General features: G+C 39.1%; 16 protein-coding genes. 11 read left to right on the top strand and 5 right to left on the bottom strand.

The window, feature by feature from the left end; all coding sequences use genetic code 11:
* Positions 1-178: 178 nt before the first annotated feature.
* The 3 genes from rpoD to rpsU form a co-directional block, all read right to left on the bottom strand.
* On the bottom strand, positions 179-2071 hold the full coding sequence (gene rpoD, locus DQN24_RS01510) for an RNA polymerase sigma factor RpoD (protein WP_111695296.1): 1893 nt from the start codon (positions 2069-2071) through the stop codon (positions 179-181).
* Positions 2072-2140: 69 nt separating this feature from the next.
* On the bottom strand, positions 2141-3922 hold the full coding sequence (gene dnaG, locus DQN24_RS01505) for a DNA primase (RefSeq protein WP_111695295.1): 1782 nt from the start codon (positions 3920-3922) through the stop codon (positions 2141-2143).
* Between the two features lie 133 nt (positions 3923-4055).
* Positions 4056-4271, bottom strand: a complete 216-nt coding sequence (gene rpsU, locus DQN24_RS01500; RefSeq protein ID WP_005627632.1) for a 30S ribosomal protein S21 — start codon at positions 4269-4271, stop codon at positions 4056-4058.
* A gap of 230 nt (positions 4272-4501) precedes the next feature.
* Here rpsU and tsaD point away from each other — a divergent pair, with 230 nt between their 5' ends.
* The 3 genes from tsaD (at position 4502) to DQN24_RS01485 (ending at position 7510) form a co-directional block, all read left to right on the top strand.
* The gene (gene tsaD / locus DQN24_RS01495; protein ID WP_111695294.1) at positions 4502-5530 is read left to right on the top strand and encodes a tRNA (adenosine(37)-N6)-threonylcarbamoyltransferase complex transferase subunit TsaD; all 1029 of its coding nucleotides are present in this window, start codon (positions 4502-4504) and stop codon (positions 5528-5530) included.
* 141 nt (positions 5531-5671) lie between these two features.
* A complete protein-coding gene (locus DQN24_RS01490; RefSeq protein WP_111695293.1) occupies positions 5672-6253 on the top strand; it encodes a thymidine kinase in 582 nt (193 codons plus the stop codon).
* Positions 6254-6289: 36 nt separating this feature from the next.
* Positions 6290-7510, top strand: a complete 1221-nt coding sequence (locus DQN24_RS01485; protein ID WP_111695292.1) for an aromatic amino acid transport family protein — start codon at positions 6290-6292, stop codon at positions 7508-7510.
* Between the two features lie 138 nt (positions 7511-7648).
* On the opposite strand, the gene DQN24_RS01480 is transcribed toward DQN24_RS01485, so the two are convergent.
* Positions 7649-7909 carry a YfhL family 4Fe-4S dicluster ferredoxin gene (locus DQN24_RS01480; protein WP_084999920.1) on the bottom strand — a complete coding sequence of 87 codons (261 nt, stop codon included), beginning with the start codon at positions 7907-7909 and terminating at the stop codon, positions 7649-7651.
* 76 nt (positions 7910-7985) lie between these two features.
* Between DQN24_RS01480 and DQN24_RS01475 the strand changes: the two genes are divergently transcribed.
* From DQN24_RS01475 to DQN24_RS01460, 4 genes are all read left to right on the top strand, one after another.
* Positions 7986-8768: a ribonuclease T2 family protein gene (locus DQN24_RS01475; protein ID WP_111695291.1), complete on the top strand. Its 783-nt coding sequence runs from the start codon at positions 7986-7988 to the stop codon at positions 8766-8768.
* Positions 8769-8863: 95 nt separating this feature from the next.
* Positions 8864-10024, top strand: coding sequence for a phosphoglycerate kinase (gene pgk / locus DQN24_RS01470; RefSeq protein WP_021034605.1), 1161 nt, complete (start codon positions 8864-8866; stop codon positions 10022-10024).
* Positions 10025-10135: 111 nt separating this feature from the next.
* Complete coding sequence (gene fbaA / locus DQN24_RS01465) at positions 10136-11215, top strand: class II fructose-bisphosphate aldolase (protein ID WP_021034606.1); 1080 nt, start codon at positions 10136-10138, stop codon at positions 11213-11215.
* 67 nt (positions 11216-11282) lie between these two features.
* A complete protein-coding gene (locus tag DQN24_RS01460; RefSeq protein ID WP_021034607.1) occupies positions 11283-12323 on the top strand; it encodes a glycosyltransferase family 9 protein in 1041 nt (346 codons plus the stop codon).
* Here the strand turns inward: DQN24_RS01460 and DQN24_RS01455 are convergent.
* Positions 12279-12935 (bottom strand): YczE/YyaS/YitT family protein, encoded by a 657-nt coding sequence (locus tag DQN24_RS01455; RefSeq protein ID WP_111695290.1) that lies wholly within the window; start codon positions 12933-12935, stop codon positions 12279-12281. The genes DQN24_RS01460 and DQN24_RS01455 overlap by 45 nt on opposite strands.
* A gap of 215 nt (positions 12936-13150) precedes the next feature.
* Here DQN24_RS01455 and DQN24_RS01450 point away from each other — a divergent pair, with 215 nt between their 5' ends.
* The 4 genes from DQN24_RS01450 to deoD all read left to right on the top strand — a co-directional run bounded on the left by DQN24_RS01450 (position 13151) and on the right by deoD (position 17646).
* Complete coding sequence (locus DQN24_RS01450; RefSeq protein ID WP_111695289.1) at positions 13151-14695, top strand: YjjI family glycine radical enzyme; 1545 nt, start codon at positions 13151-13153, stop codon at positions 14693-14695.
* Positions 14696-14703: 8 nt separating this feature from the next.
* Positions 14704-15492 (top strand): 4Fe-4S cluster-binding domain-containing protein, encoded by a 789-nt coding sequence (locus DQN24_RS01445; protein ID WP_111695288.1) that lies wholly within the window; start codon positions 14704-14706, stop codon positions 15490-15492.
* Between the two features lie 100 nt (positions 15493-15592).
* Positions 15593-16846 carry a NupC/NupG family nucleoside CNT transporter gene (locus tag DQN24_RS01440; protein ID WP_111695287.1) on the top strand — a complete coding sequence of 418 codons (1254 nt, stop codon included), beginning with the start codon at positions 15593-15595 and terminating at the stop codon, positions 16844-16846.
* A gap of 83 nt (positions 16847-16929) precedes the next feature.
* Positions 16930-17646 (top strand): purine-nucleoside phosphorylase, encoded by a 717-nt coding sequence (gene deoD, locus DQN24_RS01435; RefSeq protein WP_005651974.1) that lies wholly within the window; start codon positions 16930-16932, stop codon positions 17644-17646.
* Positions 17647-17717: the final 71 nt, after the last annotated feature.

Genomic DNA, 17717 nt, shown 5'->3' with positions numbered 1-17717 from the left:
TAATCTGTGCCTTAAAGCTGAATAAATAAACCAGCTAATTCGGGCGCAGATTTTTTATGGTTAAAATGTTTTAAGTAAAACATAAAAGGACTAAATTCTGCGGATTATAGAACTTAGTCCTTAAATAAATGTATCTGATTTTTAAGTTTAGATTGATGTTTCTTTTTTATGTTTCTCTCTATTCATCTAAAAAACTTCTCAGTGTTTCAGAACGGCTAGGATGACGTAATTTACGTAATGCTTTTGCTTCAATTTGACGAATGCGTTCGCGTGTTACATCGAATTGTTTACCCACTTCTTCAAGCGTATGGTCGGTATTCATATCGATACCAAAACGCATACGTAATACTTTTGCTTCACGTGGTGTCAGACCTTCAAGCACCTCGTGAGTTGCAACTTTTAAACTTTGTGCTGTGGCAGAATCAAGAGGAAGTTCTAAGGTTGAATCTTCAATAAAATCCCCTAAATGCGAATCATCGTCATCGCCAATAGGTGTTTCCATCGAAATTGGCTCTTTTGCAATTTTCAGTACTTTACGGATTTTATCTTCTGGCATTCCCATACGTTCTGCCAATTCTTCTGGTGTTGCTTCACGTCCCATTTCTTGTAATAACTGGCGAGAAATACGATTAAGTTTATTGATCGTTTCAATCATATGCACAGGAATACGGATTGTACGCGCTTGATCCGCAATAGAGCGAGTGATTGCTTGACGAATCCACCAAGTTGCATAGGTAGAGAATTTGTAACCACGTCGATATTCAAATTTATCTACCGCTTTCATTAAACCGATATTCCCTTCTTGAATTAAATCTAAGAATTGTAAACCTCGATTTGTGTATTTTTTCGCGATAGAAATTACTAAACGTAAGTTAGCTTCAACCATTTCTTTTTTAGCTCGGCGTGCTTTTTGTTCGCCTCGTGCGACTGCATCGCAAATGTTACGCATTTGCGTAATGGTAAGTTTAGTATTTTCTTCTGTTATCGCTAGATTGTTTAAGGCTTCATAAATACGATCTTCATATTTAATTAAACGTTTAGCCCAAGGTTTGCTAGATTTTAATGCTTTTGTTACCCATTCTCTGTTACTGCCATTAGTAGTAATAATTTTTTCAAAATCATCCTTTGGCATTCCTGCTATATCCACTAATATTTTTTGTAGCTGACGTTCTTCATAACGTACACGTTTCATCATTTCTTTCATTGATAGAACGAGTAAATCAAATTGTTTTGGCACTAAACGGAATTGTTTAAAAATTTCGCCAAGTAGTGCAATTTGATCTTGAGCGCGTTTTCCAGAGCGACCGTGTTTTTCAATAACAGCAAGGGTTTTAGAGTGCTGTTCTCTTAATTGCTGAAATTTTTCGCGAGCAACTTCAGGATCAATACTGTTATCAGAGTCGCTTGAATCTGATGTGGATTCTGATTCATTGTCTTCCACATCTGCATTACTCGATCCTTCTTCTTCATCATCATCATCTTCATCTTCATCTTCATCAGAAAAGTCTTCATCAAGTCCGTTGTGTTCTTCTATTTCGGCATTTGGATCAACAAAACCTGTAATTAAATCGGTCAAACGGAAATTACCTTTTTCTACATCATCATAGTTTTTTAGTAATCCATTTAATGCTTCAGGATAGGCTGCGATAGAGGTTTGAACTTCATCAATCCCTTCTTCAATACGTTTTGCAATGCTGATTTCATCTTCACGAGTAAGAAGATCAACTGTTCCCATTTCACGCATATACATACGGACAGGATCCGTTGTTCGACCGATTTCAGATTCTACATTAGAAAGAATTTGAGTTGCTTCTTCCACTGCATCTTCATCAGGGATGGTATCACTCAACATCATATCATCGCTTTCTGGTGCTTCATCTAACACAGGGATGCCTGCATCATTTTGCAACGTTTGTAGCAACTTGTCGTAATATTCAGGATCAATAGCATCTTCGGGCAATAAGTCATTGATTTCAGCAAAAGTTAAATACCCTTGTGTACGACCTAGCTCCATCAATTGCTCAATTTGTTCTGAATATTGTTCAGCCGTAGATTGTTGATTTTTTTCCATTTTTATACTCGTTTTGCTTGATGTGATTGAGAAGATAAGATTTTTTATGAACCTGAGATTCTACCATTGTTACAGCGGATTCACTAACTGTTTTTTCTGCTGTTCTTTACCAGCTAAAAGATGTACAAGTACCGTTTTTTCTTCATTAGTGAGACCCTCAGTTCGTTCTTTGGCAATAAGCATTTCAATATCGCGCTCAATAGCTTGAATATTTAAGCGACGGTAATTTTGTGAAAATGCGTTGATTATATCGGATTCGTCTAATAAATGATCCCAAGTTGCCAGTATTTCAAGGGGATTACTGTAAGATGTATTGCGGAAGTATTCCAAAATTTGCCCCGTAGTAATGCCCTCTCGTTGGCGACAAAGTGCGGTCAATTTTTCCAGAATTTCAAACCCTGCTTCCGCACGTAATGCTTGCACGCCACTTTCAGACATACGTTTTACTAATTCAGGATTTTGCAGAAGCAATGAAATGACCATTCGCATTGGTGTCTTTTTGATCTTATTATTAGCGACTTTTTGTTGTGTATTGGCTTGTTCTAATTGTTTTGGAATAAGATTTTCCAGCTGAGTTTGATCAAAAATCCCAAGTTTTTGAGCAAGCATATTGCGTAGCGATAAGCGAAGCATTTCTCCAGGAATTTGGCGAATTAACGGCGCAGCTAGCGCAACTAATTTTCCGCGCCCTTCTTTAGTGGAAAAATCAACCTGAGGACTTAAATGTGCAAACATAAACTCGCTTAAAGATTGCGCACTTTCGATATATTCTTCAAATTTTTCTTTGCCGTATTGACGAATGTAAGTATCAGGATCTTCTCCTTCTGGCAAGAAAATAAATTTGAGTTGTCTGCCATCTTCTAAATAAGGCAACGCATTTTCTAACGCTCGCCACGCTGCATCACGCCCAGCACGGTCGCCATCGTAACAACAAACCACTTGTTCGGTCGAACGAAAAATAAGTTGAATTTGTTCTGATGTCGTGGACGTACCTAAAGAAGCGACCGCATAATCCACGCCAAATTGTGCTAATGCCACTACATCCATATAACCTTCAACAACCAGTAATTGTTTTGGTTCATCGTTGGCTTGTAAGGCTTCATACAAACCATAAAGCTCGTTACCTTTATGATAAGTAATGGTTTCTGGCGAATTCAGATATTTCGGTTTGTCATCCGTTAATACTCGTCCACCAAAAGCCACTGTACGACCACGTTTATCGCGAATCGGGAACATTATGCGATTGCGGAATTTATCGTAAATATTGCCACGATCATTGCGAGAAAGCATACCTAACTCAATGAGTTTTTGTTGTTCTTCACGATTAACACCAAATTTACGCAGTACAGTATCCATTGCATTCGGCACAAACCCAATTTGAAAACGCTTAATAATTTCAGCTGAAAGCCCGCGTTGTTGTAAATATTCTTGTGCTTGCGTATTTAATGGTAATTGGTTTTGATAAAACTTGGCAATCTCTTGCATTAATTCATAGAGATTTCGTTTGGTTTGATAATTAGCTTGAGGTTTTCCGCTGTTATTAGCGCGTTTTTCGTAAGGTACTTCAAGTCCTGCCATTGCTGCAAGTTCTTCAATAGCTTCGACAAATTCAAGTTTGTCATAATCCATTAAAAAGGAAATGGCATTACCGTGTGCGCCACAGCCGAAGCAATGATAAAACTGTTTCTTTTGGCTAACTGTGAAGGATGGCGTTTTTTCGTGGTGAAAAGGGCAGCAGGCTTGATAATCGCGGCCAGCTTTTTTTAGTTTTACGCGCGTGTTAATCACATCGACAATATCGGATTTTGTTAGTAAATCATCAATAAAGGGGCGTGGAATAGAACCTTTCATTGTTGAGCCTCCGTGATCGTGGTGTGAAAGTGCGGTCGTTTTTGGCGTAGATTTTTGTTATGCTTAAAGTAACAAAACCGTGAGTCCAAAGGATTCACGGTTTGTCTTAACTCGAGTCAGAAAATACTATAAATTAGTATAAACGGGTATTGCGCGCGTTTTCGCGAGCGTTGCGTTTTGCGTGACGTTTTGCAAGGGTTGCATTTTCACGTTTACGAATTGTAGTTGGTTTTTCGTAAAATTCGCGAGCGCGTACTTCAGCTAAGATTCCCGCTTTTTCGCAAGAGCGTTTGAAACGACGTAAAGCTACGTCAAATGATTCGTTTTCACGTACTTTAATTACAGGCATAAGCCAATCACCTCAATGAGTTTAATTTAATTGCAATTTAAAATTTTATTTTTGCCAAAGCACCTGTGTGCAAATGACAGATTTAATAAAGGACGCAATTCTAATCTACTTTTAGGCAAAAAGTAAAGGATAGAATGCCAATTCACCTTAATATTTGTGGTTCAACTGGTTAAAACCGCTTAAACAGGGTAAAATCGCGCAACATTTTAGGTAATAAATGAAGAAAATCAATGAAAATATTAGGCATTGAAACTTCCTGTGATGAAACGGGCGTGGCGATTTATGATGAAGAAAAAGGGTTAATTGCTAATCAACTTTATACTCAAATTGCCCTGCACGCTGATTATGGTGGCGTTGTACCCGAATTGGCATCGCGCGATCATATCCGTAAAACGGCGCCTCTTGTTAAGGCTGCATTAGAAGAAGCCAATTTAACCGCGAGTGATATTGATGGCGTGGCTTATACGAGTGGCCCTGGGCTTGTCGGTGCATTGCTTGTGGGCGCAACTATCGCACGTTCTCTAGCCTATGCTTGGAATGTGCCAGCGATTGGTGTTCATCATATGGAAGGGCATTTACTTGCACCAATGCTTGATAAAAATTCACCGCACTTTCCTTTTGTTGCTTTGTTGGTATCGGGTGGTCATACTCAATTGGTACGTGTAGATGGCGTAGGAAAATATGAAGTGATTGGCGAATCCATTGATGATGCTGCTGGAGAAGCCTTTGATAAAACAGCAAAATTACTTGGATTAGATTACCCGGGCGGTGCAGCACTTTCTCGTTTAGCAGAAAAAGGTGTGCCAAATCGTTTCACATTTCCACGTCCAATGACAGATCGTGCAGGTCTTGATTTTAGTTTTTCTGGTTTAAAAACCTTTGCTGCGAATACGATTAATCAAGCGATTAAAAACGAGGGTAAACTGACAGAACAAACAAAAGCAGATATTGCTTATGCTTTCCAAGATGCAGTGGTGGACACACTTGCCATTAAATGTAAACGTGCATTGAAAGAAACAGGTTATAAACGTTTAGTGATTGCGGGAGGGGTGAGTGCAAATAAAAAGCTCCGAGAAACGCTTGCGCACTTAATGCAGAATTTAGGTGGTGAAGTGTTTTATCCTCAACCTCAATTTTGTACAGATAATGGCGCGATGATTGCTTACACAGGTTTTTTACGTTTAAAACAAGGTCAGCATAGCGATCTGGCTATTGATGTTAAGCCTCGCTGGGCAATGACGGAATTAGAAGCGATTTAATGTTTATGTTTTATCGTGGGTAGGTATATCCACAGCTAATTATAGTAATAAACTTATCTTTTGGAGAACAATCACTTTATCCCAAAGGGATAATACTGAAATGAACCTAGGGTATACCTACCCTAGGTATGAAGGAAAAAAATGGCAAAACTCTACTTTTATTACTCCACAATGAATGCTGGAAAATCAACGACGTTGCTACAATCTTCCTATAACTATCGTGAACGTGATATGAACACATTAGTTTATACGGCTGCGATTGATGATCGTTTTGGCGTGGGGAAAGTCACATCGCGTATTGGCATTTCGCAAGATGCCTTTTTATTTCGCTCGGAAACCAATTTGTTTGATGAAATTAATGCGCACTTAAAAAAAGAAAAAGTACATTGTGTGCTGGTGGATGAAGCACAGTTTCTTAATAAACAACAAGTTTACCAGTTGAGTAATGTCGTCGATAAACTCAAAATTCCTGTGCTTTGTTATGGCTTGCGTACAGATTTCCAAGCGGAACTTTTTGAAGGAAGTAAATATTTACTGGCTTGGGCAGATCAACTCGAAGAATTAAAAACAATTTGTTATTGTGGTCGCAAGGCTAACTTTGTTTTGCGTTTAAATGATCAGGGCGAAGTCATTAAAGAAGGCGCGCAAATTCAAATTGGGGGCAATGATTCTTACCTTTCTGTTTGCCGTTTACACTATAAAGAAAAGTGCGGTCAAATTTAAATTAGTTTTTAAACACAACATTATAAGGATAATTTTATGCTAAAAAACAAAACTTTTGGGAGTGCGCTGATTATTGCAGGCACAACCATTGGAGCAGGTATGCTTGCTATGCCGCTTACATCAGCGGGCATGGGTTTTGGTTACACCGTGTTATTGCTCGTGGGCTTGTGGGTTTTGTTGGTTTACAGCGGATTGTTGTTTGTAGAAGTGTATCAAACAGCGGATCAGTTGGATGACGGTGTCGCCACGCTCGCTGAAAAATATTTTGGGGTTTCAGGACGTATTCTAGCAACGTTGAGTTTGTTAGTTTTACTTTATGCACTTTCAGCCGCTTATATTACGGGTGGCGGCTCTTTACTTTCAGGCTTGCCAACTGCTTTTGGTATGGAAGCTATGTCGCTTAAAACTGCGATTGTTATCTTTACTGTGGTATTAGGTTCTTTTGTGGTTGTAGGAACGAAAGGCGTGGATGGCTTAACTCGCGTATTATTTATTGGTAAGTTAATCGCCTTTGCTTTTGTGCTGTTTATGATGCTTCCAAAAGTAGCAACAGATAATTTAATGGCATTGCCTTTGGATTATGCTTTTGTGGTTTCTGCGGCACCAATATTTTTTACTTCTTTCGGTTTCCACGTCATTATGGCGAGTGTAAATAGCTACTTAGGTGGAAGTGTTGATAAATTTCGTCGTGCCATTTTGATTGGTACTGCGATTCCATTAGCTGCTTACTTTGTATGGCAGTTAGCAACCCACGGTGTATTAAGTCAAAGCGAGTTTGTGCGTATTTTACAAGCTGATCCAACGCTAAATGGCTTAGTGAATGCAACACGTGAAATCACAGGTTCGCATTTTATGGGAGAGGTTGTGCGTGCGTTTTCATCACTTGCACTGATCACTTCTTTCTTAGGCGTAATGCTTGGTGTATTTGAGGGATTGGGGGATTTATTCAAGCGTTATCATTTGCCAAATAATCGCTTTGTTTTAACCATTGCCGCATTTTTACCACCACTTGTGTTCGCATTGTTTTATCCCGAAGGATTTATTACTGCATTAAGTTACGCAGGTTTATTGTGTGCGTTCTATTGCTTAATTTTACCAATTGGTTTGGCGTGGCGTACACGTATTGAAAATCCAACATTACCATATCGAGTCGCTGGCGGTAATTTTGCTTTGGTGATTGCGTTATTGATTGGCATCGTGATTATGATTATTCCATTTTTAATTCAATGGGGATATTTACCAGCCGTAGTGGGGTAATATTTGATTTTTCCCTAGAGAAAACACTTTTCTCCCTCTGTTTGCAGGGGAGCTGCCGAAGGTTGAGGAGATATATAGAAAGCCCCCTTCCGCCCTTCGGGCACCTTCCCCCACAAGTAGGGGAAGGCAAGTTATTTTCTACAACTTATCGGAATGATGAATCATTACAAAGCGTTCCCAAAGCTGTTCTTCGGTTTCTTGATGTTCAGGATCGGGCTTAATGCAGTTACTGATTGGGCAAACTTTTTGACAGGTTGGGGTGTCGTAATGACCGACACATTCCGTGCAAAGCACAGGATCGATCACATAAATTTCATCGCCAATTGAAATGGCTTCGTTTGGGCATTCTGGTAAGCACATATCGCAGTTGGTACATTTGCTAGTGATGAGTAATGCCATTGTGATCCTTAATAGAAGTTGAAAGCGGCGAATTATAGCTGACAAAAACTTGATTGACAAAAACTAAACAAAATTTATGAAAAAACTTACTTCCATTCTTTCTCTTATTATCCTTGTTGTATTAGCAATTTGGCAATATTTTACTAATCCAACCAAAGCTAAACATCAATCGTCTTCTCCCGTAATCGAACAGGCTAAGCAAACAAAAGCACCTGAACCTAAATTAGAGCCTCAATTTGAGACAAAGCGGACAGATATTGAAAAAAGTGCGGTAAAAAATCCAGATGTTTTTGCAAACTATGATGTGATTATGCGCAATGATCATATTGGGCAAAATGCAAAGGCACCTGTTGATTATTATATGTTGGCATTATCTTGGTCGCCCGGATTTTGTGATATTCAGCGTGAAAAATATGGCGATCAGTTGCCTGCATCCTCCCAATATCAATGTGGAAATAACCGCACTTTTGGTTGGGTTGTACATGGGCTATGGCCTCAAAATGCAAATGCTCGCGTTGTTTCAGATCATCCTCGTTTTTGCAAAGGCGATTTACTTGCTTTGCCAAAAGGTTTATTAGCACAATATTTGGCAATTTCTCCGAGCGAGCAATTATTGCAAGGCGAGTGGGAAAAACACGGTAGTTGTGCTTTTGATTCTGCCCAGCAATATTTTGCTAAGGAGCAGGAATTATTTAACGCATTAAAATTACCGAATCAAAAATTAAGCCGTAATGAACTTTTTGGTTGGATGAAACAACATAATCCACAATTAAAAAATGCGTATTTGAAGGCAAGTCGAAATGAATTATTTATTTGTTATGATAAAAAATGGCAGGTAATGAATTGCCAAAGCAAATAAGAATTTCTTTGATCTAAATCGTTACAACCTAGCACGAAGTAGGTATAATACGAAAAGTTTTCAATTTTAATTTTAACTTAACAAGAGGATAGATTATGTCAGTAATCAAAATGACCGATTTAGATTTAGCGGGTAAACGTGTATTTATCCGTGCAGATCTTAATGTGCCAGTAAAAGATGGCAAAGTGACCTCAGATGCGCGTATTCGTGCGACCATTCCCACTTTAAAATTAGCCTTAGAAAAAGGCGCAAAAGTGATGGTAACTTCTCACTTAGGTCGTCCAACTGAAGGAGAATTCAAACCAGAAGATTCTTTACAGCCAGTTGTTGATTACTTAAAAAACGCAGGCTTCAATGTGCGTTTAGAACAAGATTATTTAAACGGCGTAGAGGTTAAAGAAGGCGAAATCGTTGTTTTAGAAAACGTACGCGTAAACAAAGGCGAAAAGAAAAACGATCCTGAATTAGGTAAAAAATATGCCGCGCTTTGTGACGTATTTGTAATGGATGCGTTTGGTACTGCACACCGTGCTCAAGCTTCCACTTACGGCGTTGCAGAATTTGCACCAATTGCTTGTGCAGGCCCATTATTAGCTGCTGAATTAGATGCATTAGGTAAAGCATTAAAAGAACCTGCTCGTCCAATGGTGGCTATTGTTGGTGGTTCTAAAGTTTCAACTAAATTAGAAGTATTAAATTCTCTTTCAAAAATCGCTGACCAAATTATTGTGGGCGGTGGTATTGCAAATACTTTCATTGCGGCAGCAGGCCATAATGTAGGTAAATCTTTATATGAAGCTGATTTAATCCCAGTTGCGAAAGAATTAGCAGAAAGCACTGATATTCCTGTGCCAGTTGATGTTCGTGTAGGTTTAGAGTTCTCTGAAACGGCAGCAGCAACAGAAAAAGCGGTAAATGAAGTGAAAGATGATGAATCTATTTTTGATATTGGCGATAAATCAGCAGAACAATTGGCTGAAATTATCAAAAATGCAAAAACTGTTTTATGGAATGGCCCAGTTGGCGTGTTTGAGTTCCCTAACTTCCGTAAAGGGACTGAAATTATTTCTCACGCCATTGCAAACAGCGATGCATTCTCTATCGCTGGTGGCGGAGATACCTTAGCGGCTATTGATTTATTCGGTATTGCTGACAAGATCTCTTACATTTCAACGGGTGGCGGTGCGTTCTTAGAATTTGTAGAAGGCAAAGTATTACCTGCAGTAGAGATTCTTGAAAAACGTGCGAAAAACTAACCGCACTTTTCCTCTATAACATATTGATGGTGGCATCAAAAATGCCATCATCAATACAAATTCTTCAAATTGCGGGCTTGTCTCGCTAAACATAAAAAAGGAAACACAAGTATGGCTAAATTATTAGATATCGTGAAACCCGGTGTTGTAACAGGCGAAGATGTGCAAAAAGTTTTTGCTTATGCAAAAGAGCATAACTTTGCTATTCCTGCGGTAAACTGTGTGGGTTCTGACTCTGTTAATGCTGTGTTAGAAACTGCTGCTCGCGTAAAAGCGCCAGTGATTATTCAATTCTCAAATGGTGGCGCAGCTTTCTATGCAGGTAAAGGTATCAAACCAACGAGTGGTACTCGTCCTGATGTACTTGGTGCAATCGCTGGTGCGAAACAGGTTCATACTTTAGCGAAAGAATACGGTGTGCCTGTTATTCTTCATACTGATCACGCAGCGAAAAAATTATTACCTTGGATCGACGGTTTATTAGATGCAGGCGAAAAACATTTCGCAGAAACCGGTCGTCCACTTTTCTCTTCACATATGATCGATTTATCTGAAGAGCCAATGGAAGAAAATATGGCGATTTGCCGTGAATATCTTGCGCGTATGGATAAAATGGGGATGACCCTTGAAATCGAAATTGGTATTACTGGTGGAGAAGAAGATGGCGTAGATAATTCTGATGTTGATGAATCACGTTTATATACACAACCCTCTGACGTACTTTATGTTTATGACCAATTACGCCCAGTAAGCCCTAACTTTACCGTTGCTGCAGCATTCGGTAACGTACACGGTGTTTACAAACCAGGTAACGTAAAATTAAAACCATCTATTTTAGGTGCATCACAAGAGTTCGTTGCGAAAGAACGCAATCTTCCTGCGAAACCAATTAATTTCGTATTCCACGGTGGTTCTGGTTCTAGCCGCGAAGAAATCCGCGAAGCAATTGGCTACGGTGCAATCAAAATGAACATTGATACTGATACGCAATGGGCGTCTTGGAATGGTATTTTGAACTTCTACAAAGCAAATGAAGCATATCTTCAAGGTCAATTAGGTAATCCTGAAGGCCCAGATGCACCAAACAAAAAATATTACGACCCACGTGTTTGGTTACGTAAAATGGAAGAATCTATGTCTAAACGCTTAGAACAATCTTTCGAAGACTTAAACTGTGTTGATGTTTTATAATCTACAAAAATAACATAAAATACGACCGCACTTTATTAGTGCGGTTTTTTATTTTAGCGGAGAAATTATGGAAAAGATCTTAGTTATTCGTAACGATAAATTAGGCGATTTTATGCAAGCATGGCCTGCTTTTGCAATGTTGAAGTTATCAAATCCTTCTTTAAAATTAACCGCACTTGTGCCGAGTTACACTGCACCTCTAGCGGAAGTTTGTCCGTTTATTGATGATGTTATTATTGATAGCAAAAAAAATGATAAAACGGATTTCAATCGTCTTGTGCAGGAAATCAAAGCGCAGCAGTTTGATGGAATGATTAGTTTCTTTTCTAATACCCATAATGGAAAACTTGCTTGGAAAAGTGGGATTAAATATCGCCTTGCACCTGCGACTAAATGGGTTCAAATTCTCTATAATCACCGCTTAACACAACGCCGTTCTCGTTCTGAAAAATCGGAGGCTGAATACAATCAAGACTTAGTTCGGGCTTTTTTGCAAAAGCATAATATGTCAATTGTTGAACCTAAACCGCCTTATTTAACTTTCGGGAAAAGTGCGGTGGAAAATCAGCGTGTTTTCTTGCAAGAGAGTTTAGGGCTTTCCGCAAATAAAAAATGGATCTTTGTGCATAGTGGTTCCGGTGGTTCAGCAACGAATCTTTCTTTAGCGCAATATGCGGATTTAATTAAAGGCTTATTGGCTGAATTTGATTGCAATGTTGTGCTGACAGCAGGGCCTGGCGAAAGTGAAAACGCCCATAAATTGGCAGCTCTTGTGAATGATTTACGCGTAGTTGTTTACGATAAGAATAAAGGTTTAGTGGATTTTGCTCATTCTTTGGCTTGTGCGGATTTATTTATTGCAGGTTCTACAGGCCCATTGCATTTAAGTAGCGCTTTTAATATTCCGACCATTGGGTTTTATCCAAATAGCCGTTCTTCTCAGCCGAGACGTTGGAAGCCTATTAATGATGCAGATAAGCATCTTGCATTTTGCCCACCTGCGGGAAAAGAGACTCAAATGAATTTAGAGTTAATTTCAATAGACAATGCGTTAGCTGAAATATCACTTTTCATACGGAATATGTGGCAAACGAGCAATAATATTTAAGAAGAATTGAACAACGCTGCCTATGCTGGTGGCGAAAAGGACAGTACCCAATCCAACGACACCACCAAGTAAAAAACCAAGTAAACAAACCGAGATTTCAAGGCTTGAGCGTACCACGTTGATGCTTAAATGAAAACGTTGGCAAATACCAACCATCAATCCGTCTCGAGGGCCTGCACCTAAGTAACAAGTGAGATATAACGCAGTTCCAAAACCATAGAGTAATATACCGATCAGACAGAAGATCATTCGTGAAAAAAGTGCGGTTGGCGGCGTCAGTATTTTTGTTGTGATCCCTAGAAATAGAGCAATAATGATAATATTTAATAATGTCCCAAGCCCAAGGCGTAATTTGAGTGGTTTCCATACCAACATTACTGCGCAACTAATTAAAAAAGATGACCAGCCAATGTCAAAATTTGTCTGTATTGCTATACCTTGTGAAAGTACAGTCCAAGGTGTCGATCCTAAACCTGATAATACAATAAGCCCATCTCCAATACCTAAAATAGAAAGAGCAAAAAGTAAGATTGAAATGGTTTTATATTGCACTGTCCATAATGATGTGGCTGCCCAAGATGTGTGGGGGATAACGCGTGCTTTTTTCTTCATATTTATTACCTTTTATGTTCCGTTTTATCATAAAAGGAAAGACGCAAAAACAGAAATAATTTTGTCAGTTCATTTATATCAAAAACATATTATTTATTTTGAGTAACCGTTTGCATAATGTTTATTTTCTAAAACTGTGATCTTCCTCACGTTTTCAAAATTGTCTATTTTGTTACCATTGCGTACAATACAAAACCATTTTTAAAGGGGACGTTATGTTAGCTTCACTTCAAGATATTCTCGATACGGTTAAAGCCAATAATCTGACTTATCATCAAAAATTAATGACATTAGGCAATATTGCTGAGCGTTTATTTGATCCTCGCGATTTGCTTGGCTATACCGATGAAGAATGGAGCTTTTTACAGAATCAGATGATTTGTGATTTATGTGAAGGTTACGCGATTTATCGCCCTCGCTATATCCTGCCTGATTATAATGTATATATCCAAAAAGGCTGCGAATTTTTAGAGCTGCCGCCACCAAAAGATCTTGATGAGGCACTTGATGGATTATTGATTCTTTACTCCCACGTGCCATCCATTACAACTTATCCTGTTTATGTTGGTCGTCTTGATGTATTGCTCGAACCGTTCATTACTGATGAAGAAAAAGACTACATCAAAATTAAACGTTTCTTAAATCATATCGACAAAACTGTGCCTGATTCATTCTGTCATGCCAATATTGGACCTTATGATACGAAAGCGGGTCGCTTGATTTTACGCGCGGTGATTGAGCTTGAAGCGCCAACACCGAATATGACTATTCGTTATGATAAATCCAAAACGAGCCGTGAGTTTGCTGAACTTGCAGCAAAAGCCTGTTTATTAGTTTCTAAACCATCTTTTGCGAACGATGCTTACTATATTTCCGATCTTGGTGAAGAATATGGCGTAGCAAGTTGCTATAACGCACTGCCTGAATGTGGCGGTGCTTATACATTAACGCGTTTACGTCTAGGGACAATTGCTCGCACCTGTAAAAGTGCGGATGAAATGGTAAACGAATTATTACCACGTGTGGCAAAATGTGCTCTTTCGACGATGGATAAACGCCATAAGTTTGTAGTGGAAGAAAGTAATTTCTTTAACAGTTCATTCCTCGAAAAAGAAGGCTTTATCAAACGTACTAATTTTACGGGGATGTTCGCAATTGTAGGCTTGGCTGATGCCACAAATCACTTATTGCAATGTGAAGGCTTAAATGAAACCTTTGGTGAGAGCGTTCGTGGCGATGACATTGCCACAGCGATTATGGATAAATTGAAAGAAATTACTGATGCGCACGAAGGAGTTTATGCCGAACGCACTGGCAATCGTTATTTATTACATGCACAAGTGGGCGCAAGCAACCACGAAGAAGACAAACGCAACGCACCAGCGCATCGTATTCGTGTAGGCGAAGAACCGACTTTACTTGCGCATTTGAAACAGTCTGCACCGTTCCATAAATATTTCCCATCTGGTACAGGGGATTTATTCGCCTTTGATCAAACCTATGTAGATCACTGCGATGCGGTGGTAGATATTATTGATGGTGCATTTTCCTTAGGTTATCGCTACATTACCACCTATTTGAAAAATACAGATTTAATTCGTGTTACAGGTTATTTAGTGAAGAAAAGCGAAGTTGAAAAATATCGCAAAGGCGAAGTCGCATTACGCGATACAACTTGGTATGGCTCAGGTACGGATGAATGTGCCAACGTGTTTGATCGCCAATTACGCGATGAAAAAGATGTCACTGCTGAAAAATAATTGAAAAAATGACCGCACTTTCTGAGATTTTTGTGCCGTTGCATCGGATTATTCCGTTTTCAAATGTAGAAGGGCAAGGCAATCGTACCAGTATTTTTTTACAAGGCTGTAAACTAAATTGCTTGTATTGCCATAATCCAGAAACCATTCCACGTTATACGGAAAGTGCAAAATTAGTCAGTTTGCAGTACTTATGTGATCAAGTGATGGAAGCTACGCCCTTTATTCGAGGTGTAACGGTTTCTGGTGGAGAACCCACTATTCATCACAAAAAACTTGTGCCACTCTTTAAGGCTTTACGTTCGCAAGGATTGACGTGTTATTTGGATAGTAGTGGCTTTTTTGAATTTGATCGTATTCGTTCGTTAATAGATGTTACTGACAAATTTTTATTCGATCTGAAAGGAGAGGGGGTTGGCTTGCAAACACTTTGTTTCGATCGGAAAAATCAAGCAGGAATCGTACCACAGCAAGTGATGCCAGAACGTTTACATATAAAAAACGACAAACTGGAGCGGAATTTGCAAAATTTAGCTACCTTATTGCCATTAAACAAAGTGGAAGAAGTGCGGTTGGTTTTTTTAAAGCATTTTTTTGATGCGGAACATTTAGTGAGCAAAGTTGCTCAACTACTACGAAATTATCCAGACGTGGCATTAAAAATTATCCGTATGCATAGTAAAGGTGCGCGTGATGAATCAGGGTTATCAGCATATATTCCAAGTGTGGAAGAAACTAATGCCCTAGCTGCTTATGCACGTCAATGTGGAATTAACAAGGTTTTGACTATTTTATAGACGTTTACAAAAAGTGCGGTGAAAATTCGCCGACTTTTCATAAGAAAACAAGTAGAATAAGCCGAATTTTATTAACTTAACTAATCTAGGGGAATCAAAAATGAGTGTGTTAAGCAGCATTTTGGGAATGGTCGTATTAATCGCTATTGCCGTGTTACTGTCCAATAATCGTAAAGCGATTAGTATTCGAACCGTAATGGGGGCGTTAGCAATCCAAGTAGGATTTGCCGCCCTTATTTTATATGTGCCAGCAGGTAAACAGGCGTTGGGTGCCGCTGCGGATATGGTATCTAACGTTATTGCCTATGGTAACGACGGGATTAATTTCGTTTTCGGCGGATTAGCAGATCCAAGTAAACCATCAGGTTTCATTTTTGCAGTGAAAGTATTACCGATTATCGTGTTCTTCTCTGGCTTAATTTCTGTGCTTTACTATCTCGGCATTATGCAAGTCGTGATTAAAGTATTAGGTGGTGCATTGCAAAAAGCATTGGGTACGTCAAAAGCAGAATCAATGTCAGCGGCGGCGAATATTTTCGTTGGTCAAACTGAAGCACCACTAGTTGTTCGTCCTTACATTAAAAATATGACCCAATCTGAATTATTTGCCATTATGGTAGGTGGAACAGCCTCTATCGCGGGTTCAGTAATGGCGGGTTACGCAGGAATGGGCGTGCCATTGACATACTTAATCGCAGCATCATTTATGGCAGCACCAGCAGGTTTATTATTTGCGAAATTAATGTTCCCACAAACTGAACAATTTACAGATAAACAACCAGAAGACAATGATTCAGAAAAACCAACTAACGTACTTGAAGCAATGGCGGGTGGCGCGAGTGCTGGTATGCAACTTGCATTAAACGTAGGTGCAATGCTTATTGCATTCGTTGGTTTAATTGCATTAATTAATGGTATTTTAAGCGGCGTTGGCGGCTGGTTTGGCCATGGCGACTTAACGTTACAATCTATCTTTGGTTTAATTTTCAAACCATTAGCATACTTAATCGGTGTAACAGATGGTGCTGAAGCAGGTATCGCAGGACAAATGATCGGGATGAAATTAGCGGTTAATGAATTTGTGGGTTATCTTGAATTTGCAAAATACTTACAACCAGATTCTGCGATTGTATTAACTGAAAAAACCAAAGCGATTATTACTTTCGCACTTTGTGGTTTTGCTAACTTCAGCTCAATTGCAATCTTAATTGGTGGTTTAGGTGGTATGGCACCAAGCCGTCGTAGTGATGTTGCTCGTTTAGGTATCAAAGCCGTTATCGCTGGTACTCTCGCTAACTTAATGAGTGCAACTATTGCTGGTTTATTTATCGGCTTAGGTGCTGCAGCACTTTAATTTATCTTAATCAATTAAAAAGTGCGGTAAAAATGACCGCACTTTATTCATTTTTATTCATTATCAAAAATTAAGGAAAAATTATGACTCCACATATTAACGCGCCTGAAGGTGCATTTGCTGATGTTGTTTTAATGCCTGGCGATCCACTTCGTGCAAAATACATTGCAGAAACTTTTTTACAAGATGTAGTTGAAGTAACGAATGTTCGTAATATGCTTGGTTTTACTGGAACTTACAAAGGTCGTAAAATTTCTATTATGGGACACGGTATGGGGATTCCATCTTGCTCTATTTACGCGAAAGAATTAATCACTGAATATGGCGTGAAAAAAATCATCCGTGTAGGGTCTTGTGGTGCTGTTCGTATGGACGTAAAAGTGCGCGATGTGATTATCGGTTTAGGTGCATGTACTGATTCAAAAGTAAACCGTATTCGTTTCAAAGATAACGACTTTGCAGCTATTGCCGACTTCGATATGGCACAAGCCGCTGTTCAAGCTGCAAAAGCAAAAGGCAAAGCCGTTCGTGTTGGTAACTTATTCTCGGCGGATTTATTCTATACACCTGATGTAGAAATGTTCGATGTAATGGAAAAATACGGCATTCTAGGCGTGGAAATGGAAGCTGCTGGAATTTATGGTGTGGCTGCAGAATATGGTGTGAAAGCATTAACGATTTGTACCGTCTCTGACCACATTCGTACTCACGAACAAACCACGGCAGAAGAACGTCAATTAACATTCAATGATATGATTGAAATTGCGTTAGATTCAGTGTTAATTGGTGATGCGCAATAATATCTTCTAGTGGATTTAAGAAGTGCTTGAAAAACAACCGCACTTTTTATATAATCCGCACCCATTATGAG

Origin of the sequence: Haemophilus influenzae, from assembly GCF_900475755.1 — a bacterium.
GTDB classification, from domain to species: domain Bacteria; phylum Pseudomonadota; class Gammaproteobacteria; order Enterobacterales; family Pasteurellaceae; genus Haemophilus; species Haemophilus influenzae_D.
Note: the sequence above shows the minus strand (reverse complement) of the source record. Positions and strands in the feature narration are given on the sequence as shown.

Bases quoted from the DNA above. Each gene is read 5' to 3' on its own strand.
- deoD (WP_005651974.1), top strand. From the start codon at position 16,930: ATGACTCCACATATTAACGCGCCTGAAGGTGCATTTGCTGATGTTGTT.
- DQN24_RS01490 (WP_111695293.1), top strand. From the start codon at position 5,672: ATGGCAAAACTCTACTTTTATTACTCCACAATGAATGCTGGAAAATCA.
- pgk (WP_021034605.1), top strand. From the start codon at position 8,864: ATGTCAGTAATCAAAATGACCGATTTAGATTTAGCGGGTAAACGTGTA.
- rpoD (WP_111695296.1), bottom strand. From the start codon at position 2,071: ATGGAAAAAAATCAACAATCTACGGCTGAACAATATTCAGAACAAATT.
- tsaD (WP_111695294.1), top strand. From the start codon at position 4,502: ATGAAAATATTAGGCATTGAAACTTCCTGTGATGAAACGGGCGTGGCG.
- DQN24_RS01445 (WP_111695288.1), top strand. From the start codon at position 14,704: ATGACCGCACTTTCTGAGATTTTTGTGCCGTTGCATCGGATTATTCCG.
- DQN24_RS01480 (WP_084999920.1), bottom strand. From the start codon at position 7,909: ATGGCATTACTCATCACTAGCAAATGTACCAACTGCGATATGTGCTTA.
- DQN24_RS01455 (WP_111695290.1), bottom strand. From the start codon at position 12,935: ATGAAGAAAAAAGCACGCGTTATCCCCCACACATCTTGGGCAGCCACA.
- DQN24_RS01485 (WP_111695292.1), top strand. From the start codon at position 6,290: ATGCTAAAAAACAAAACTTTTGGGAGTGCGCTGATTATTGCAGGCACA.
- DQN24_RS01460 (WP_021034607.1), top strand. From the start codon at position 11,283: ATGGAAAAGATCTTAGTTATTCGTAACGATAAATTAGGCGATTTTATG.
- fbaA (WP_021034606.1), top strand. From the start codon at position 10,136: ATGGCTAAATTATTAGATATCGTGAAACCCGGTGTTGTAACAGGCGAA.
- DQN24_RS01450 (WP_111695289.1), top strand. From the start codon at position 13,151: ATGTTAGCTTCACTTCAAGATATTCTCGATACGGTTAAAGCCAATAAT.
- dnaG (WP_111695295.1), bottom strand. From the start codon at position 3,922: ATGAAAGGTTCTATTCCACGCCCCTTTATTGATGATTTACTAACAAAA.
- DQN24_RS01475 (WP_111695291.1), top strand. From the start codon at position 7,986: ATGAAAAAACTTACTTCCATTCTTTCTCTTATTATCCTTGTTGTATTA.
- DQN24_RS01440 (WP_111695287.1), top strand. From the start codon at position 15,593: ATGAGTGTGTTAAGCAGCATTTTGGGAATGGTCGTATTAATCGCTATT.
- rpsU (WP_005627632.1), bottom strand. From the start codon at position 4,271: ATGCCTGTAATTAAAGTACGTGAAAACGAATCATTTGACGTAGCTTTA.